The following is a 17,125-nucleotide window of genomic DNA, read 5'->3' on the forward strand; positions in this document are numbered from 1 at the left end:
AAAATAGGGGAATTTTGAGCAAAATTGAAAATGAACTAATGAAAGTAATCAACGCCTGCTCGTATTTGTTGGAATAGTGACTTCTGGTTTTTTATAATGACTCCTAATTATCGCGTAACTACCTGTGGTTCCATCTAGAATTGACGATAATTAGTTACAACAATCCATTGTATCTTTGCCGAATGGTTTCAGAAGAAGTTATGGCAATGGTAGAAGCGGGGAAGATGCTTCCCTTGATGGAGGAATTCTATACCATTCAAGGGGAAGGTTTTCATAAAGGAACTGCGGCTTATTTTATTCGAGTGGGCGGCTGTGATGTAGGCTGCCATTGGTGTGATGTAAAGGAGAGTTGGGATGCTAACATTCATCCACCAACACATGTGGATGAGATTGTTCAGAACGCTGCAAAGTATTCAGATACAATTGTAGTAACAGGCGGAGAACCATTGACTTGGGATATGGCTCCACTGACCTCAGGCTTAAAATCCAGGAATCTTCAAACCCATATTGAAACTTCTGGCGCTTATGATTTGACAGGTGAATGGGACTGGATATGTTTATCCCCTAAAAAAAACAAACTTCCGGTCCAAGAGATTTATCCACTGGCGCATGAATTAAAAGTTATCGTATATAACAAACACGATTTCATTTTTGCTGAAGAACAAGCAGCTAAGGTGTCCAAGGATTGTATTCTTTATTTACAACCAGAATGGAGTGTTAGGGATAAAATGATTCCCATGATTGTGGACTATGTGATGAAAGATCCAAAATGGAAGGTCTCGTTACAAACGCACAAATACCTAAATATTCCCTGATTTAATATTTGCGATTTACTATGCTAACGTCCTCCGTTACCTTGTAAATCACGGATGCATTCTGCATCTAAATGAGGAATAGCGGATAGGCCCTTTGCAGCTCTGTTTCTAAGCATTCGCATAGTCGGTGCACCAAATTCCAGCGTAGCTCTCATCAAACAGCCCTGTACTAGGCAATGGTGTTCGGCATCTGGGTCCTCATGAGGATTGATTTCCTCCGTACCCAAATCCACAAGTCCTAGAAGATGACCAAACTCATGATGCAAAGTGGATCCTTCAATTTCACTTAGAGGTATAGAAGGACTTTGTGCTTGTAAATCCATAATCGTGGATTCATAGATAATCATAGATGTATTTCGATAAACAGCTCCTAAGGTTACCAAACCTTCCTCCATATCATCGCCGTCAGAAGGCGCATCTGCGAAATAAATATAAATTGCCAAGGTAGTCCCATCGTTGTATGCTGTTCGGTTTTCTTGTTCCAAATCGTCTACTTCTTCAATGGTAAGGGTTTCCTCATTAGGAGAAGGAAGACTCAAAAACTCAAAGTCAATAGCAGTTTTAAACGTGGTTTGCCTCACAAAGTTCTCAAATAGCGCAATTGAAGTAGCTTGAGGTCTAAAGCCTTCAACATAAGCTATTTGGAATAAAATTCTATCGAAATTGGTGTTGGACAATATATCGTTTGCCGAAGCTCCTGTTGCCTGCAAATTGGCAGTCTTATCCACGTTATTGTCTGGTGGGGTTGGGCTTGAACCGGAATCTTTGGAGCATCCAACTAGTAGGCCTAGGCAAAACAAGGCGTAAATAGCAATTTTCTTTTTCATACCATAAATGTATTTAAATAGAACGTTTAGTAAGCACGTCTATTATTAATGCAGCAAAAGTTTTGCCAAATAGTCGTAATGATTTCCTTTTCCTACCAGCTCACACTCAAAATTATGTGCCCAGGCAGCATTTTGTAGTGTTCCATAATCCAAATACAACCAAGGAAAAGGTTCACTTCGTTGGTTTTTATATTCCATGGTAAAAACTACTTCTCCATAATAGGAACCATTATCTGGAATCCAATACCCACCGTCTTCGTCTTGATCAAACATATAAATGATATCACTGGAGTCCAATAAGATTTGTCCATTTGGATTTAAAAGCGATTTCAAATGACTTAAGAAACCATCAAGTTTTTGCATGGTGCCCGCTAAACCAATGCCATTCATTAATAGCAGAATGGTGTCATATTTTGTTTTGGAATGGTTCAATATATCTGAATGGATAACAGCATTTAGTCCACGTTGCTGGCATACCTTTACTGCGCCTTTAGATGTATCAATACCTGTAACGTCCATTCCTTTTTGTTGAAGATAGAGCGCATGGTTACCTGCACCACAACCAATATCCAATACCTTGCCCTTCGCCAATTTTAAAGCTGTCTTTTCTAAGCTTGGCATATCCTTAAAAGTTCTAAAAAGGTATGGTAGAGGGATGGTGTCCTCTTCATCTAAAGAGGAATAGGTTGCAATGTCTTCTGTGTATTCGCCAGCGAGATAATCCACCAATGCGTTTCCAAAAATATCGATCATAACTGTTTGCAAACCTACAAAAATGGACTGCAACCAGAATGCTAACAATTCATTCCAGTTTTATAAGTTTGCGGTATGGAGAAGGTATTAAGGGAGTTGCCAAATATGGCTTTGGAAAAGCAATCGGAAAACAGAAAGTTTTTTTCCAAGCTCAAAAAACGGCCCCCCAAGAACCTGGATTACCTTATGCAGGATTTACATGAAGAGGAATTTGAAAGAACTGACTGTCTTGAATGCGCCAATTGCTGCAAAACAACGGGTCCATTGTTCACTAATGCCGACATTGAACGGATTTCCAAATTCTTTCGCATGAAGCCCTCCAAGTTCATTGCAATGTATTTGAGAACGGATGAGGATAATGACCATGTGTTACAAGAACTTCCCTGTACATTTTTAGGGCCGGACAATTATTGCTCCATTTATGAGGTCAGACCCAAAGCATGTCGTGAATTTCCACATACAGACCGAAAAAAGTTTCAACAAATAAGTCACCTTACCTTAAAAAATGTGGCCATCTGCCCAGCCGCTTATAATATTGTTGAAGAAATGAAAAGAAAGTTAAAGTTTTAATATTTGTAGGAGGATTATCTAATAAAGTTAGATTTGCATTTTTTTAAAAACCAATTCATCAATCTTGCAAATGCAAAAATCAACCTTATTTTTCCTAGCGCTTTTATTTACCGTATCCCTAACTGCACAAGACTCTGAAATTCAACTTTCTGATGGCACAAGTATTCAAGGATTTATTGATTATAAGGGTTGGGTTAAGACTCCAGATGTCCTTCGAGTAACTACAAATGGTGTTGCTACCAACTATGACCCCAATGAAATAAGAAGTTTTGAAGTCAACGGTGATCGATACATATCCAAAGAAGTTGAACTGAATATTACCGAACAAAATCTTCAAAATTTATCAGATTTCACCAACTTGGAATCCATCCAAAAACATGTTTTCCTAAAAGTGATTGTGGATGGGAGCATGGGGCTGTATTCTTACAGGGACAGCCGTGTACATTATTTTGCTGAAAAAGACGGAAAATTCATTGAATTACTACGACTTAGACGACGAAGCAAGTCCACTATAAATAGGTATGTAGGTCAGTTGAATATTTTGTTCGCCGATTGTAATCAAAACTTGAAGACCAACAATATTGCTTTTACTTCTACGGGATTGAAACGAGCAGTAATCGCCTATAATAAATGTGTTGCCGGGAACAGTGGTTTTGTAGAGCAAAAAGAATCCTTGAAATTGTCCTTCTATGCGGTTGGTGGATATAAACTATCCTCATATGAACTAGATAATCCAAATTTTGTATTTGATGATGATAGTTCAGGAAGTTTCACATTTGGTGCTGGGGCCAGCATTGGACTGCTGCGCAACGTTCGTAATCTGGAACTTCGCAATGAGGTTTTGTTTCAACAATATGAATTTGAAGCCTCGTATCGAGATCAACGATTACCGGAACAATACACGGACTTCTTTTTGAGTGTGGATGTGAGTTTTGTTGAGATCCATAGTTTACTTCGATACAATTTTGGCAATGAAACCAAAAAGATTCGTCCATTTATCAATGTTGGTGTCAATAATGCCATACAAGTTTCTGATAATAGCGAAGAATACCGCGTTTCATATTTCTTTGGTGATGAAAATAGGGTAGATAGTGAGCCTTTGGAAGGAGAGCTCAAGAAATCCAGAATAGGCATGTTATTGGGCGCAGGTTTGGATTTTGACTTTATGAATGTAGAGGTGCGATATGGTTTTAATCCAAAACTATCGGATTTTCCAGCAATCTCTAGGACTTCTGATTTGAATCTCTTAATGGCTTTCAAGGTTTTTTAATCACCAATTGATTGACACACCTAGGTGGTGCTTTTTGCTTTTTGCTGGGATAATTCGTTAAATTTATTCGCAAGCAAAAATCTATCTACGGTTTCAATGGAACAAATCATTACCTATTTTGAAAACATCCCTGCACTGCATCGAAGCTTAATCTTGGTAGGGGGGATTACCTTTTTCTGGATTCTTGAAGGGATTGTACCACTTTTTACTATTCCATATAAAAAATGGCGACATTCCGTTCCGAATTTCTTTTTCACCTTGACAACCATTTTGGTCAATTTTCCACTGGCATTTCTGCTTTTGAAAACATCGGATTGGACCATTGCCAATGATTTTGGGATTATAAATTGGTTGCCTGAGATGCCATTGTGGCTTTATGTGGTTTTGGGAGTGATGCTCTTGGATTTGATCGGTGCATATACAGCACATTGGGTTGAGCATAAGGTAAAACCGCTTTGGATGGTTCATTTGGTGCATCATTCAGACCATAATGTGGATACCACTACAGCAAATCGTCATCATCCGCTGGAAAGTGTAATAAGATATACCTTCACATTGATCGGTGTTTTCTTGGTGGGCGCTCCAATTGGAATAATCATGCTCTATCAAAGTATGTCGGTGGTACTATCCCAATTCAACCATGCAAACATTCAATTACCTAAAAAGGTGGATATGGCCTTGAGTTGGGTAATTGTTAGTCCAGACATGCATAAAGTGCACCATCATTACAAACTGCCCTATACAGATTCCAATTACGGTAATATCTTCGCTATTTGGGACCGTCTATTTGGTACTTATATGCACTTGGATACTGAAAAGATTGTCTATGGTGTTGACACCTTTCCGGACGAAAAGGAAAATAGCAGTATTTCGGGTTTGTTAAAGCAACCTTTCCACAAATACAGGAAACCAACTACGGAAGGTTAATCATAGATTAAATACCGTTTTCTGATCTTTTGAAAATTCTCCAAATCAGATTGCCAGGTTGCCTTAATCTCTGATTCGGTCATCCCTGATTCGATTTGTTTTTGCAATGTTGCCGTACCCACGTGTTTGGTAAACGAATTGGTTTTGAAAAACAAACTCTTATCGGGACAATTTGTGTACGCATCCAATAGCCAAGCCAACGATACCGTGTGCATTCTTGTGGAATTCGATAAATCCATTCCATAGGTAGTCAAACCATTTTCCTTTGGATGTTTAGACCCAAAATTAGGTTTTGGAGTGTAATGGAATTCATATTTGGTGCTATCCAGAAAAGAAGCCCCATATCTTTGAAACTGAAACTCCGTACCACGCCCAGCATTGATATTGGTACCTTCAAGCAAACCTAAACTTGGATATAGTGTTATCGCAGTGTCGTTCGGTAGATTAGGCGAAGGGCGTATGGGTAGATGATACTCGGATTTATGTGTATAATTCGCCAACGGAATTATGGTTAAATCCGCTTGTTTGTCGCCTTCCAACCATTTTTCCGAATTGATCATCTGAGCGTATTCACCAATGGTCATGCCATATACCAAGGGAATCGTTGTCATGCCCAAGAACCCAGTATGTTCGGCTTCCATAGTGGGGCCATCCACGTAATGTCCATTTGGATTAGGTCGATCTAAAACAAGTACCGGAGTCCCAATTTCCGCACAGGCCTCCATCACTAATTGTAGAGTTGCGATGTAGGTGTAAAACCGGGTGCCCACATCTTGGATGTCGAATACAACAACATCTAATCCGGCCAGTTGTTCTTTGGTTGGCTTTTTGTTCTTGCCATAGAGCGAAATAATAGGTAATGAAGTTTTGGTGTCAACACCGTCACTAACCAATTCGCCGGCATCCGCCTTACCTCTAAAGCCATGCTCTGGTGCAAACACAACTTTTATATCCACGTCTCTTGCCAATAGTGAATCGACCAAATGCGTATGGCCGGTTTTGTGAAATATTACACTGGTCTGATTAGCTACAATACCAACCTTTTTTTGGTCCAGTAAGGGTAAATACTCAGCCGTTCTGTTTGCCGCCACAACAATTGCAGAAGTACTATCCTTTGAATTGTCATTGACCAGTTGATCAGCAGATTCTGCTTTTGCCTTTTTCCCACAAGCCATTAAGCAAAACGAAAAAACAAACAATAAAACTGTACTTTTGGAAAGAGATAAAATGGGCATTCGTTGAATTTAGAATTGTTTATTGCCAAGCGCCTGATTACAGGGAAGGAGCATAAAATTAGTATTTCCGCCCCTATAATAAAAATTGCTATTGCGGCTATTGCCCTTGGCATTATCATGATGTTGATTGCCATTGCCACCGGAATTGGCTTGAAACATAAAATCCGTGAAAAGGTCGCAGCTTTCAATGGCCATATCCAAATTTCCAATTTCGATAACAACAATTCCGACGTATCCATTAAACCCGTGTCTCTAAATCAAGAGTTTTACCCGGAATTCAAGGATATAGAAGGGATAGCTCATATGCAGGCGGTGGCTACCAAAGGGGGGATAATTCGTACGGAGGAAACCTTCGAGGGAATTTTAGCTAAAGGTGTAGGGAAGGATTATGATTGGACCGCATTTGAAGAATATTTGGTGGATGGTCGTATTCCCGATTACTTAAATAATCTGAATAATGAAGTATTAATCTCCAGAATGATGGCGAATCGATTGCAACTTGGGGTTGACGATACTTTTTTCTCCTTTTTTCTAAAAGATGGCGATGCTTCGAGGGTACCTAACAATAGACGATTTAAAATCGTTGGTATTTATGACAGTGGGTTTGAAGAATTTGATGGCACCTATGTTTTTGTGGATATAAGGCATATTCAACGAATGAATAAATGGGAAGCGAATGAAATAGGAAATTTTGAAGTTTTTCTTAGTGATTTTGACCAATTGGAACAAAAGAGCAATGAAATCTATGGCAAAACACTGTCTATTTTAGATACGCAAAATATCAAATCCAAATACTTCCGGATTTTCGAATGGATCGGACTTTTTGATTTTAACATTGCCCTGATTATTGGAATCATGATCATTGTTGGTGGGATAAATATGATTACCGCCTTGTTGGTATTGATATTGGAACGCACCCAAATGATAGGTGTTTTGAAAGCGCTGGGTTCTGAGAATTGGAGTATTCGCAAAGTATTTCTCTACAATGCCGCTTATCTTATTGGCATTGGGTTATTATGGGGAAATGGTATTGGGCTTGGCCTATTGGTTTTACAACAAAAGTTCAGGTGGTTCAAATTCCCAAACCCTGAAGAATATTACATTGAATACATCCCCGTGCATATTGATGTCCCAACCGTTGTATTACTTAATCTTGGGGTTATGTTTCTCTGTTTGTTGATGTTATTGGTGCCTTCCTATATCATCACCAAAATCAGCCCGGTCAAAGCGATCAAATTTGAATGATATCCTTGTAAACATATTCAAAAAATATAGACAGAGCTAGGGCAACTATGTATCTTTGCCACGACTATGGAATATGCAAACAACATCTTAGAAACTATTGGGAATACCCCAATGGTAAAATTGAATAAATTAACTGCGGAACTACCTTGTTTGGTCCTGGCAAAATATGAAACTTTTAACCCTGGTAACTCGGTAAAGGATCGTATGGCTTTGCAAATGGTGGAAGATGCGGAAAAAGAAGGTTTACTTAAACCGGGAGGTACCATAATTGAAGGTACATCAGGAAATACCGGGATGGGACTGGCTTTGGCCGCGGTAGTAAAAGGCTATCGAATGATTTGCGTGATCAGCGATAAACAATCCAAGGAGAAAATAGATATCCTCAAGGCTATGGGTAGCGAGGTTTATGTCTGTCCAACAGATGTAGCCCCAGATGACCCTCAGAGTTATTATTCCACGGCAAGAAGATTATCCACTGAAATACCCAATTCTTGGTATGTGAACCAATATGATAATCCAAGTAATGCTAAAGCACATTATTTGAGTACAGGCCCAGAAATTTGGGAGCAAACTAAAGGGAAAGTAACCCATTTTGTTGTTGGTGTCGGTACCGGAGGAACAGTGTCCGGTGTTGGTTCATATCTTAAAGAGCAAAATCCAAATGTCAAGGTTTGGGGTGTAGACACCTATGGCTCTGTGTTCAAAAAGTACCATGAAACCGGGATTTTTGATGAAAATGAAATCTATCCTTATATCACCGAAGGTATCGGCGAGGATATTCTTCCAAAGAATGTCGATTTTGATATTATTGATGGATTTACCAAAGTCACTGACAAAGACGCCGCAATATATACCCAACGACTGGCCAAAGAGGAAGGCATGTTTTTAGGTAATTCTGCAGGTGCAGCGGTAAAAGGGGTATTGCAACTATCGGAGCATTTTAGCAAAGATGATGTTGTGGTTGTACTATTCCATGATCATGGCAGTAGGTATGTAGGGAAAATGTTTAATGACGACTGGATGCGTGAAAAGGGGTTTATTGACTAAAATTGAGTTCCAGGATGGTAAAATTGAATTCAGGAAATAGTACCGTAAACATTGAAGCCGGCGAATTGGTTGGGTTCGTCCATGATGGGCATGAGTATATCCACCAAAAAGGAAGTCCAGGATGGGGAAGTTCAGATACCGAAATGTTTCCTATCGTCGGTCCGGTGAATGAAGCGAACTTTGCGGTTCAAGTACCTAGAGGTAGTTCAGTTCAAGATCAACATGGACTCCTACGTCTTTTGGAATATAAATTAGTGGATAGCACCAAAAACAAAGCTATATTCCGGAAAGCGTATACCGCTGGAACTCCGGTGAAAAATGCAAAATATCCAGAAAAATCACCAAAGCAATGGCTAATGTGGCCCTATTCCTTCCAATTTGAAAAAACCTATGAATTGCAAGGAAAAAAATTGGAAATCACTTTTACGATTACCGGAGAGCACGATATGCCATTTATGTTAGGTTACCACCCTGCATTTAAACTACATTCGGCAGATCCACTGATTATAGCCGGCGAGCGCCAAATTGAGTTAAAGGAAGTAATGGAATCAGGAAGTAGAGCATTGCCTATACTGGAAACCGATTCCATCACACTTAGAGACCAGCGCACAATTACCATTGAAGCCGAAGGTTTTGGAAATTTCATGTGTTGGACGGAAGTGCCGAATATGGTATGCATCGAACCAGTTTCATTTTATCCGTATGCAGTTGAGCAACGGGAATTGCATTTAGGATTTCAATACCTCAATGCAAAAGAAGCCGTTTTCAAAGTACGACTTAAGGTGGAGGCTTAAATCACAAAAGATTCAGATTTTGGTAGTAGGGATTCCACAATGCGCTGGGTTTCCAATGTATTTTTTTGAGGGATGATGAATGCTTCAATATCGGCAAGTGTTGATATTTCCATTTCGTGATCAATGAATCCATACCCTTTGTAAATACCCTCTTCAATTAGCACCACCCCATTTTCCGTGGGTTTCCTACCTTTCTCCTTAATAATTCGGATTTCCTTTTGGGAAGATTTGATGCTAGCAATGGCCGTGTCCACTTTTTGGTTGTAGTTTTCAATTGCCTCTTCCCCAGTACAAATTCCCTCGCATGTAGTGATTTCATGATGTGAGCATGCGCCATTTGTCTGCTGTAAATGACAATATTTAGGGCACAGGGCGAATGTTTTGCAAAGTAATTCAAGATACGCTCTGCAATCCGTTTGATTGTAAAACACCTTAATGGGATTTGGAATACCTTTGTTTATATTGAAAGCTAGGTGTTTGATCCCTTTTCTATCCTCATAAGAAAAGAGTGCAAACTGTTTGCCGATTCGTTTTTGAGCACTATTGTAAAGCGGAAAAAGCCGTTTTATCTCTGCGGATTCCATGAGTAGTGCCACCAGTTCACTTCCTGATAACTTGAAGTCAATGGATGCAGTTTCGCTGCACATCCGAATTTCCTTGGTGCTCTTATCATAAAAATGACCTAAAACCCTTTTCTTGAGATTGATGGCTTTACCAACATAAATAATTGCACCTTTTTGGTTTTTGAAATAGTAAATACCAGGTTTTTGGGGTATACCATCAAATATGGATTTGGGGAGATGTGGCGGTAAAGTAGCTTCCTGACTACGGGCATTCAAAAACTTTTGGATTATGGAATCTGACCCCGGCGTATGCACCAATTTATGGAACAATAGGGTAGTTGCATGAGCATCACCCCGCGCCCGATGCCTGTCTTTTAGCGGAATTTGGACTGCAGAACATAGTTTTCCCAGACTATAAGATTGAAGGCCGGGAATCAATTTTCTGGAAAGCCGAACCGTGCACAGTTTCTTGCGGACAAAATCAACCCCAATTTGCCTGAATTCTTCTTTTATTACCCCATAATCAAAGTTAACGGCATGGGCCACAAAAATAGTATCCTTGGTAAATTCCTGGATAGTATCTGCTATGGCTTCAAAAGTGGGTGCGCCTTGAACCATTTGATCGTCAATTCCAGTTAATCCTGTTATAAAACTTGGAATGGGGCATAGCGGATCTACCAAGGTGGTGTATTCATCAACAATTTGGACACCATCAAATTTAAATATGGCAATTTCCGTTATTCGGTTGCCTTTTATGCCATTGCCTGTGGTTTCTATGTCAATGATAGTGTACAAATCCGAAAAAAATGAAATGAACATTGAAGTTACTCATATTGAAAAAAGCTGGCAAGTCCATTGTGCTATTGAATTCGCTAGTTTGGATTTTTAAAAGAATGGCGCATCTTCCCACCAAATGATATAGATTTGCATCGTGTCTGATAAAGTCCATTATTCCTTAAATCCCGTACAGCGGTTTATCTACAAGCTGTTTGGCGCTACCCAAGTCACCAGATTGATTATGGGCCATTATTTGCTACAAAAGAACTTTCTGTACAAGGAGGGCTGGAATAGAACGGTGCGAACACAAAAACCCGTTGATGTTAAAGGCAATCCACTGCCTTGGTTTTCCTATGCCTGTATCACTTTTTTAAATGATCGTATCTGTCAAGGTATGTCGGTTTTTGAATACGGGAGCGGGAACTCCACTTTGTGGTTCTTAGGGAAGGGATGCAACTTGGTTTCCGTTGAGCATCACAAAGGATGGTATGACACCATGTTCAAAAAGATCGGCGACAATCCAGCAGTGGAATACTTGTGGCGTGATTTGGAAAGCAAGGATTATTCCATGGAGATTTTAAACCACAAAAACAAATTTGATATTGTGGTCATTGACGGCCGGGACCGTGTTAATTGTAGTCTGAACGCTCTTGGGGCACTTAAGGAAAACGGCGTTATCATTTGGGACAATGCCGATCGACCTGCATATGCCGAAGGCTATCAGTTTTTAAAGGACAATGGGTTCAAACGATTGGATTTTCATGGCATGGGACCCATAAATTCCAAAATGTGGACCACCTCGATATTTTACAAATCGGACAGTTGTCTGAAGCTGTAAGTGATTTACAGCAGTACTTCCCTATTTAAAACGGCCATAATAAAGAATACCGTTAGTGAAATGACCAAACAGCTAATAGCTGCGGTTCTGTTCTGAGGAGAAGCAAACTCCTTTTTTAAATTGTAGGCTATAGTTTTCATTGGGACTTATTTTACCCAAAGATCAGCAGATGAGGTTGGATCCCATAAATCAATGGATAACGGGTGGATTTTTGGGATTAACGGGATGCGGGATGCGATAAATCGAAAAAAAGATAGGTTTCAACTATATTTTTTTATCTAAAACCTGTGCTTAAGCGATAGTTAGGAAGGTCAATGCGAAATTACTCTAAACGCTCCCTAATGCGGTCAATGACCATTGCACCTTTTTCATGAGAATTTTTCTTATTCCAGTTTATTTTTATATCCGGTTCTATGCCATGGATTTCATTCATTCCATCTTTTCTGAACCGAGCACAATCTGGCATACGAATGGTTAATCCTATATGAGGTAAATTCAATTTAAATCCTCCGTGATTGTAACCGCAACCTGCACCATAGCTAACTTCACCAACAATTATTGCAGCATCATTGGCTTGTAACAAGGAACTGAATTCTTCGGTTGCAGAGCCCGAGTATTTATCCTGAACTATATACAATGGACCATCATATACACCTTTTTTAAAGGGTAAAAACCGCTCAATTTCCAATAAGCTCTTTGATTCAAGTTCTTCTAGTTGTTCGTGCTGACCAATTCCAAAAGGTAATTCACCGAAAAAAGGATTTTGGATTAATTCCAGACAATTCAAATTCTGATTGGACCAAACGTGACTAGGGTCACAGTATTCTTTTGTTTTTTCTATTAATTCTGAAAGTAAAGATTCCAGTTTTTCTAGTTTACTAATTAAATCTGGTTTGAGCTGTGTGTTTTTCAAATCATTTTGAACCAACGATAGATAATCCTCTAGTATTCCTGTCCAATGTTTATGCCTAACAAATGAGGCATCTAAATGCTTCAAGTGCTTACTCGTTAATAAGTTAGCGACAGCATTACACCATTCTGTTCCTCCGCCATTATTTGAAACATTAATAATTAGGGCTTCCATACCCATGTTTTTCAACTCATCAATTCGATCAGTCAAGTGTTCCAGTAATTTATCCTCCACTTTTTGGTAGAAGGTCCATTGGCAATCTTCATCACAATCACCGTCAAATGTTTTTTTGAAAGATTTCCATTCCATGTTGGCAGTTTGGAGATACCACCTTGTCAAAAAGATTTCAATTCGGATTACCCCAATGCTGTGGCCGCCATTTTTTATGATGCTGGATTCAAAAGGATTTGTATCAGTAGATAAAGAGTGAAACCCATCAATAGAATCAAATTTTATTGTTTTTTGAATATCTACATTTTGGTAATTCATTTTAGTAAGTGCCAAGGAATCCATCTCATTGGAATTTGGTAGCTGTTCTGCTTCACTCCCATTTATTGATTCTTCTTTGATCAGCGTTGCATTTAAATGGCCATCCTTAAAAACCGACAAAAACTTTCTAATTATTTCTTGAGCTTTTTTTTGAGATTCAGCCTTCTTTAAATTAATTCTGGTTGTGTCACTAAGCTGAATTAAATCAAGCCCTTCTTTCTCCTTCGCATATTTTAAATTGGCATAACCACTTGTCATTTCCTGTTTTAAGAGTTCAAAGTCTTGAAGCCATAGTTTGTTTGATTCTTTAGACATACAACCAAATAGGTAAAAGGAGAGGAATAATAGAAGGAATAATCTTTTCATACGAAAGTCTTAATCAATGTGATATGGTAAACCTAGATTTAACAATAAATTTCAACCTACTATTTCAAGGAAACAGGAGATGATTATTATTTATTGGACTGCATTTAATAGGTCATTGATAAAGTATTGTGTTTCTCGAAGGTGTCAGCGATATAGTTAAATTTTTGATGGCTTGGAATCAACATTAAGAGGTAAAAGTGATTTCAGTCATTTATTGACCTTCTTACTCAATTCCTTTCCAGACTTTACAGAAATCCCCCAGTTTTTTTAAGGGAAATCTATAATGGATTTTGAGGTTAATTGTCTAATTTACAGTGCCTAAATATTGTTTTGAATCACTTTCTTATTGCTGATGAAAATCCCTAGAAATGGGGATTTACTATTTCCTTTCATCATTGGATTTTTGAACAAACCTTAAAAACCTAGTATTATGAGTTCAAAATTGATTACAATTATGTCGATGGCGATATTGTGCGGATTATGTTATGCGTGTCAAGAAGCCATAGTTAAAACTGATACCAGCGTCGCCACGTATGACCAGCCGTCATCGAATAGTTCGACTGGTTCGCAAACATATATGAGCGGCACCTTACCGGAAGAAGTCCTTACCGGGAGTTTTCTTAAGGATAGTACGGGCATTTACCAGTCAATTTATTCGAGTCAGAATTATGGTACATTTTACCAAATTTTCTGTAAAGCCAAATTTACCAAAGAACAAAGTTCGGGCAAGGAACTATTGGATTCCTTGTATTTCAGACTAATTAACTATAAAGGTCAAATGGATTTGGGTTTTGCCAAATCCGCAGTAGAAAAAGACTTGGTGGATTACGATTCTACAACTCAAATAGTAGGAGTCAAACTAGCGGTAAGGGGAATGAGTAATTATCATACGCTGCAATACAAATTACCAGAATCGGTCAAAGTTTACAAAGATCAATTTAATAGAATCAATGTACATCGCATATTGATGCCATTGAATCCAACCGTATCATCGCATGCCTTAGGTAGTATTTTTGATTCTGAGTTTTATTACCGAAGTGGTTTGGAACCTCCAGTGAAGAAAAAATTAGTTGCTGGGCAGCATGGGTTTCCTAAAGATAGTTTGGGCGGATTTAAAATGTCCGATTTACTCAGTATGGATTTTGTAAGCATATATGGTGATGGTGGAAATTGTTATTCTTCAACTATAAATGTTCAGTAAAAGAATTTTATTAAACTTTTTTATTGCCCTATTATCTGCATATGGAAATGCAGGCAATACGGATAAAAATGAATTAGACTGGTTCTTTGTAAGAATCAAACATTTGGAATTCTCTGATTTAGAATCGGAATTGAGTTCAAGGCCCAATTCCGATTTTATTGATGAATTGAAGTATTTAAACAGCCTAATCGCAGCTAATGAGACCAAGGAATTGAATTCTTCCATGCCAGAAAGTGTTTCTGAAACCAGCAAGAATGCCATTCACCAATTAATACTTGGGTATGAACATTTGTTTGCAAAGCGTGATAGAATTTCTGCTTTCAATTATTTCTCAAAAGGGTTGAATACGGCAATTGAAGGTACTTATGATGAGATTTCAAAGGCCTGTTTAATTGGCCTATTCAAGGTAATGGTGCAAGGATATTCTGTCCCCGATGAAAATTTCGTTGAATATCTCAGGTTATATGAGGAACGAATTTCAGATGACATCGATAAATTCTGGTTTCATTTTTATGCCATTGCATTATTTGATTTGACTACCAATTACCATGATAATAAACATGAAAAAGAAGAAGTATATCTTATTCATTTGGATGCCTTGACACAACTTCAATCAAAATTAGACGACAGGCGAATTCTCTTTTTTATCAATAAACTAAATGGAGACTATTATGTTAAGATAGATGGGGCCAAAGCCTTGGAGTATTATCAAAAATGTAATCTTCAAATACCAAATGAATCTTATTATGATAAATATCGCTTTAGGGTCAAGCTTAATGTGGCAAGAGGGTTAAGCAAAATTGGTGAGCAAAAAAGTGCAATTCAGTTTTTGCATCAAGCCAAAACGTTACTAACTGAGGGCAATGAGATAACAAACAATCTGAATTATTACTTTTTCTTATCAGAATTCCACAATAAAAACAAGGACTATGATTCATCAAATGTGTATTTGAGAAAACTGTTTGCATTGGAAAAACAAACTGCCTATGTTGAAACCAATAGACAGATATCTGAATTGGAAGTTGCCTTGGAAACTGAAAAAAAAGAAAAACAAATACTCGAAGAGCAACAAAAAGCCAAGGCAATTCAGAATTGGTTGATTGCAGCTGGGATAGTGCTGCTGTTTGGTGCAGGGATCGCTATTCTTCTTCAAAAAAACACGACTAAAAGACGTCTTTTGGCTGAACAAGAATCAATTCTCAGGCAACAACGTGTTGACAATCTGCTTAAGGAACAAGAATTGATAAGTATTGACGCCATGATTGCTGGTCAAGAAAAGGAACGTCAAAAAGTAGCGAATGAACTTCATGACGACTTGGGCAGTTTAATGGCTACCATTAAATTACATTTTGATAATGCAAGGGTTAATAGAAAGGACCCAGCTTTGCAGAATGCCCAAAAACTCATAGAAGAGGCCTATCAAAAAATACGAAGTATGGCCCATAGTAAGAACTCAGGTGTAATGAGCGATCACGGTTTATTGCCGGCAATCAAGAAAATGGCAAAAACAATTTCTGCCACTAATGTTGTACAGGTAAAGGTTGAAGATTTTGGCTTAGGTGAACGTCTTGAAAATACATTGGAACTCACTATTTTCCGAATTGTTCAGGAACTAGTTGCTAATGCACTTAAACATGCCGTGGCCAAAAACATAAACATCCAACTTACACAGCATCAAGACAATTTAAATATTATAGTGGAGGATGACGGTAGAGGTTTTGATAGTAACGGCGCCAACAATAAGAATAACGGTATGGGATTGACAACAATTGAAAAGCGTATAGAACACCTAGAAGGTAGTTTTACCATTGATAGTATAATAGGGAAAGGAACTTCCATTCTAATTGATATACCACTATGATCACTGTAGCCATTGCCGAAGATCATCAAGCGCTAATAGATGGAATTAAATCCTATGTCCGATATGAGGATGATATTTCCATAATAGGGCATAGTAATAACGGAGAAGACTTGCTCAAGCTGGTGCGCCTCAAACAGCCTAAAGTAGTACTTTGTGATATTCGAATGCCCAAATTGGATGGGATTGAAGCCACAAAAATGATTTTAGATGAACTTCCCTACACTAAAGTGGTAGCTTTTACCATGTTTGATCAAGACGAAGCAGTGAAGCAGATGCTTAATGCTGGTGCACATGGCTATATATTAAAGAACAGTAGCCTGGAGGTTGTTTTGGAAGCAATTCGGACTGTGGCGTCCGGTAAAACCTATTATGACAGAAAAATACATGTGCCAAATGCTGAAAAAAATAGTACAAAAAGTCTGCTCTCATCACGAGAACGAGAAATTCTTCAACTTATAGCAAAGGGTAGAACTTCACATCAAATTGCCAATGAATTATTTATTGGCAAGAGTACAGTGGACACGCATCGTAAAAACATGATTCGAAAGTTAGGACTCAGTGGAGCAGGCGAATTGTTGCGTTATGCGGTGGATATGAAGTACAAGTTTTAGGTGCAACAGTGTTTAATGGAATGATG

17 protein-coding genes are annotated in these 17,125 nt (G+C 38.5%); 11 read left to right on the forward strand and 6 right to left on the reverse strand.

The features are described 5' to 3' along the window. Positions 1-182: 182 nt before the first annotated feature. Positions 183-815, forward strand: a complete 633-nt coding sequence (locus M3P19_RS00695; RefSeq protein ID WP_249655690.1) for a 7-carboxy-7-deazaguanine synthase QueE — start codon at positions 183-185, stop codon at positions 813-815. Positions 816-838: 23 nt separating this feature from the next. Here the strand turns inward: M3P19_RS00695 and M3P19_RS00700 are convergent, their stop codons facing one another. Then, entirely contained in the window at positions 839-1,642 is an 804-nt protein-coding gene (locus M3P19_RS00700; protein WP_249655691.1) for a hypothetical protein, read from the reverse strand. Between the two features lie 45 nt (positions 1,643-1,687). Continuing rightward, entirely contained in the window at positions 1,688-2,443 is a 756-nt protein-coding gene (locus tag M3P19_RS00705; RefSeq protein ID WP_313791606.1) for a class I SAM-dependent methyltransferase, read from the reverse strand. A gap of 27 nt (positions 2,444-2,470) precedes the next feature. On the opposite strand from M3P19_RS00705, the gene M3P19_RS00710 reads away from it, so the two are divergent. From M3P19_RS00710 to M3P19_RS00720, 3 genes are all read left to right on the forward strand, one after another. Beyond that, positions 2,471-2,965 (forward strand): YkgJ family cysteine cluster protein, encoded by a 495-nt coding sequence (locus M3P19_RS00710; protein WP_249655692.1) that lies wholly within the window; start codon positions 2,471-2,473, stop codon positions 2,963-2,965. 70 nt (positions 2,966-3,035) lie between these two features. Further along, entirely contained in the window at positions 3,036-4,235 is a 1,200-nt protein-coding gene (locus M3P19_RS00715) for a PorT family protein (protein ID WP_249655693.1), read from the forward strand. Positions 4,236-4,331: 96 nt separating this feature from the next. Further along, positions 4,332-5,162, forward strand: coding sequence for a sterol desaturase family protein (locus M3P19_RS00720; protein ID WP_249655694.1), 831 nt, complete (start codon positions 4,332-4,334; stop codon positions 5,160-5,162). On the opposite strand, the gene M3P19_RS00725 is transcribed toward M3P19_RS00720, so the two are convergent. After that, positions 5,159-6,397 (reverse strand): exo-beta-N-acetylmuramidase NamZ family protein, encoded by a 1,239-nt coding sequence (locus M3P19_RS00725; protein WP_249655695.1) that lies wholly within the window; start codon positions 6,395-6,397, stop codon positions 5,159-5,161. The two genes, M3P19_RS00720 and M3P19_RS00725, sit on opposite strands and share 4 nt — an antisense overlap. A gap of 3 nt (positions 6,398-6,400) precedes the next feature. On the opposite strand from M3P19_RS00725, the gene M3P19_RS00730 reads away from it, so the two are divergent. The 3 genes from M3P19_RS00730 (at position 6,401) to M3P19_RS00740 (ending at position 9,483) form a co-directional block, all read left to right on the forward strand. Then, positions 6,401-7,642, forward strand: coding sequence for an ABC transporter permease (locus M3P19_RS00730; protein ID WP_249655696.1), 1,242 nt, complete (start codon positions 6,401-6,403; stop codon positions 7,640-7,642). Between the two features lie 66 nt (positions 7,643-7,708). Then, complete coding sequence (locus tag M3P19_RS00735) at positions 7,709-8,689, forward strand: PLP-dependent cysteine synthase family protein (protein WP_249655697.1); 981 nt, start codon at positions 7,709-7,711, stop codon at positions 8,687-8,689. A 14-nt stretch (positions 8,690-8,703) separates the two neighbouring features. Continuing rightward, positions 8,704-9,483 (forward strand): aldose 1-epimerase, encoded by a 780-nt coding sequence (locus M3P19_RS00740; RefSeq protein ID WP_249655698.1) that lies wholly within the window; start codon positions 8,704-8,706, stop codon positions 9,481-9,483. Here M3P19_RS00740 and M3P19_RS00745 read toward each other — a convergent pair. Then, positions 9,480-10,865, reverse strand: a complete 1,386-nt coding sequence (locus M3P19_RS00745) for an exonuclease domain-containing protein (RefSeq protein WP_249655699.1) — start codon at positions 10,863-10,865, stop codon at positions 9,480-9,482. The genes M3P19_RS00740 and M3P19_RS00745 overlap by 4 nt on opposite strands. A gap of 112 nt (positions 10,866-10,977) precedes the next feature. Between M3P19_RS00745 and M3P19_RS00750 the strand changes: the two genes are divergently transcribed. Continuing rightward, positions 10,978-11,661: an O-methyltransferase gene (locus M3P19_RS00750; protein WP_249655700.1), complete on the forward strand. Its 684-nt coding sequence runs from the start codon at positions 10,978-10,980 to the stop codon at positions 11,659-11,661. Positions 11,662-11,666: 5 nt separating this feature from the next. On the opposite strand, the gene M3P19_RS16890 is transcribed toward M3P19_RS00750, so the two are convergent. Together M3P19_RS16890 and M3P19_RS00755 are read right to left on the reverse strand one after the other, a co-directional pair. Then, positions 11,667-11,801, reverse strand: coding sequence for a hypothetical protein (locus M3P19_RS16890; protein ID WP_283777896.1), 135 nt, complete (start codon positions 11,799-11,801; stop codon positions 11,667-11,669). Positions 11,802-11,983: 182 nt separating this feature from the next. After that, positions 11,984-13,375 carry a S41 family peptidase gene (locus tag M3P19_RS00755; protein ID WP_249655701.1) on the reverse strand — a complete coding sequence of 464 codons (1,392 nt, stop codon included), beginning with the start codon at positions 13,373-13,375 and terminating at the stop codon, positions 11,984-11,986. Between the two features lie 481 nt (positions 13,376-13,856). Here M3P19_RS00755 and M3P19_RS00760 point away from each other — a divergent pair, with 481 nt between their 5' ends. The 3 genes from M3P19_RS00760 to M3P19_RS00770 are packed head-to-tail and all read left to right on the forward strand — an operon-like array spanning position 13,857 to position 17,099. Continuing rightward, positions 13,857-14,627, forward strand: a complete 771-nt coding sequence (locus tag M3P19_RS00760) for a hypothetical protein (RefSeq protein WP_249655702.1) — start codon at positions 13,857-13,859, stop codon at positions 14,625-14,627. After that, positions 14,617-16,488, forward strand: coding sequence for a sensor histidine kinase (locus M3P19_RS00765; protein ID WP_249655703.1), 1,872 nt, complete (start codon positions 14,617-14,619; stop codon positions 16,486-16,488). The genes M3P19_RS00760 and M3P19_RS00765 overlap by 11 nt, the downstream gene beginning before the upstream one ends. Next, positions 16,485-17,099 carry a response regulator gene (locus tag M3P19_RS00770; protein WP_249655704.1) on the forward strand — a complete coding sequence of 205 codons (615 nt, stop codon included), beginning with the start codon at positions 16,485-16,487 and terminating at the stop codon, positions 17,097-17,099. Before M3P19_RS00765 ends, M3P19_RS00770 begins: the two co-directional genes overlap by 4 nt. The last annotated feature ends 26 nt before the right edge of the window (positions 17,100-17,125 follow it).

The organism is Flagellimonas spongiicola, assembly GCF_023502425.1.
Taxonomy (GTDB): Bacteria; Bacteroidota; Bacteroidia; order Flavobacteriales; family Flavobacteriaceae; genus Flagellimonas; species Flagellimonas spongiicola.

Excerpts from the sequence above, each read along its gene's own strand:
- M3P19_RS00710 (WP_249655692.1), top strand. The coding sequence starts at position 2,471 with ATGGAGAAGGTATTAAGGGAGTTGCCAAATATGGCTTTGGAAAAGCAA.
- M3P19_RS00695 (WP_249655690.1), top strand. The coding sequence starts at position 183 with ATGGTTTCAGAAGAAGTTATGGCAATGGTAGAAGCGGGGAAGATGCTT.
- M3P19_RS00720 (WP_249655694.1), top strand. The coding sequence starts at position 4,332 with ATGGAACAAATCATTACCTATTTTGAAAACATCCCTGCACTGCATCGA.
- M3P19_RS00700 (WP_249655691.1), bottom strand. The coding sequence starts at position 1,642 with ATGAAAAAGAAAATTGCTATTTACGCCTTGTTTTGCCTAGGCCTACTA.
- M3P19_RS00765 (WP_249655703.1), top strand. The coding sequence starts at position 14,617 with ATGTTCAGTAAAAGAATTTTATTAAACTTTTTTATTGCCCTATTATCT.
- M3P19_RS00745 (WP_249655699.1), bottom strand. The coding sequence starts at position 10,865 with ATGTTCATTTCATTTTTTTCGGATTTGTACACTATCATTGACATAGAA.
- M3P19_RS00735 (WP_249655697.1), top strand. The coding sequence starts at position 7,709 with ATGGAATATGCAAACAACATCTTAGAAACTATTGGGAATACCCCAATG.
- M3P19_RS00755 (WP_249655701.1), bottom strand. The coding sequence starts at position 13,375 with ATGTCTAAAGAATCAAACAAACTATGGCTTCAAGACTTTGAACTCTTA.
- M3P19_RS00770 (WP_249655704.1), top strand. The coding sequence starts at position 16,485 with ATGATCACTGTAGCCATTGCCGAAGATCATCAAGCGCTAATAGATGGA.
- M3P19_RS00715 (WP_249655693.1), top strand. The coding sequence starts at position 3,036 with ATGCAAAAATCAACCTTATTTTTCCTAGCGCTTTTATTTACCGTATCC.
- M3P19_RS00740 (WP_249655698.1), top strand. The coding sequence starts at position 8,704 with ATGGTAAAATTGAATTCAGGAAATAGTACCGTAAACATTGAAGCCGGC.
- M3P19_RS16890 (WP_283777896.1), bottom strand. The coding sequence starts at position 11,801 with ATGAAAACTATAGCCTACAATTTAAAAAAGGAGTTTGCTTCTCCTCAG.
- M3P19_RS00760 (WP_249655702.1), top strand. The coding sequence starts at position 13,857 with ATGAGTTCAAAATTGATTACAATTATGTCGATGGCGATATTGTGCGGA.
- M3P19_RS00725 (WP_249655695.1), bottom strand. The coding sequence starts at position 6,397 with ATGCCCATTTTATCTCTTTCCAAAAGTACAGTTTTATTGTTTGTTTTT.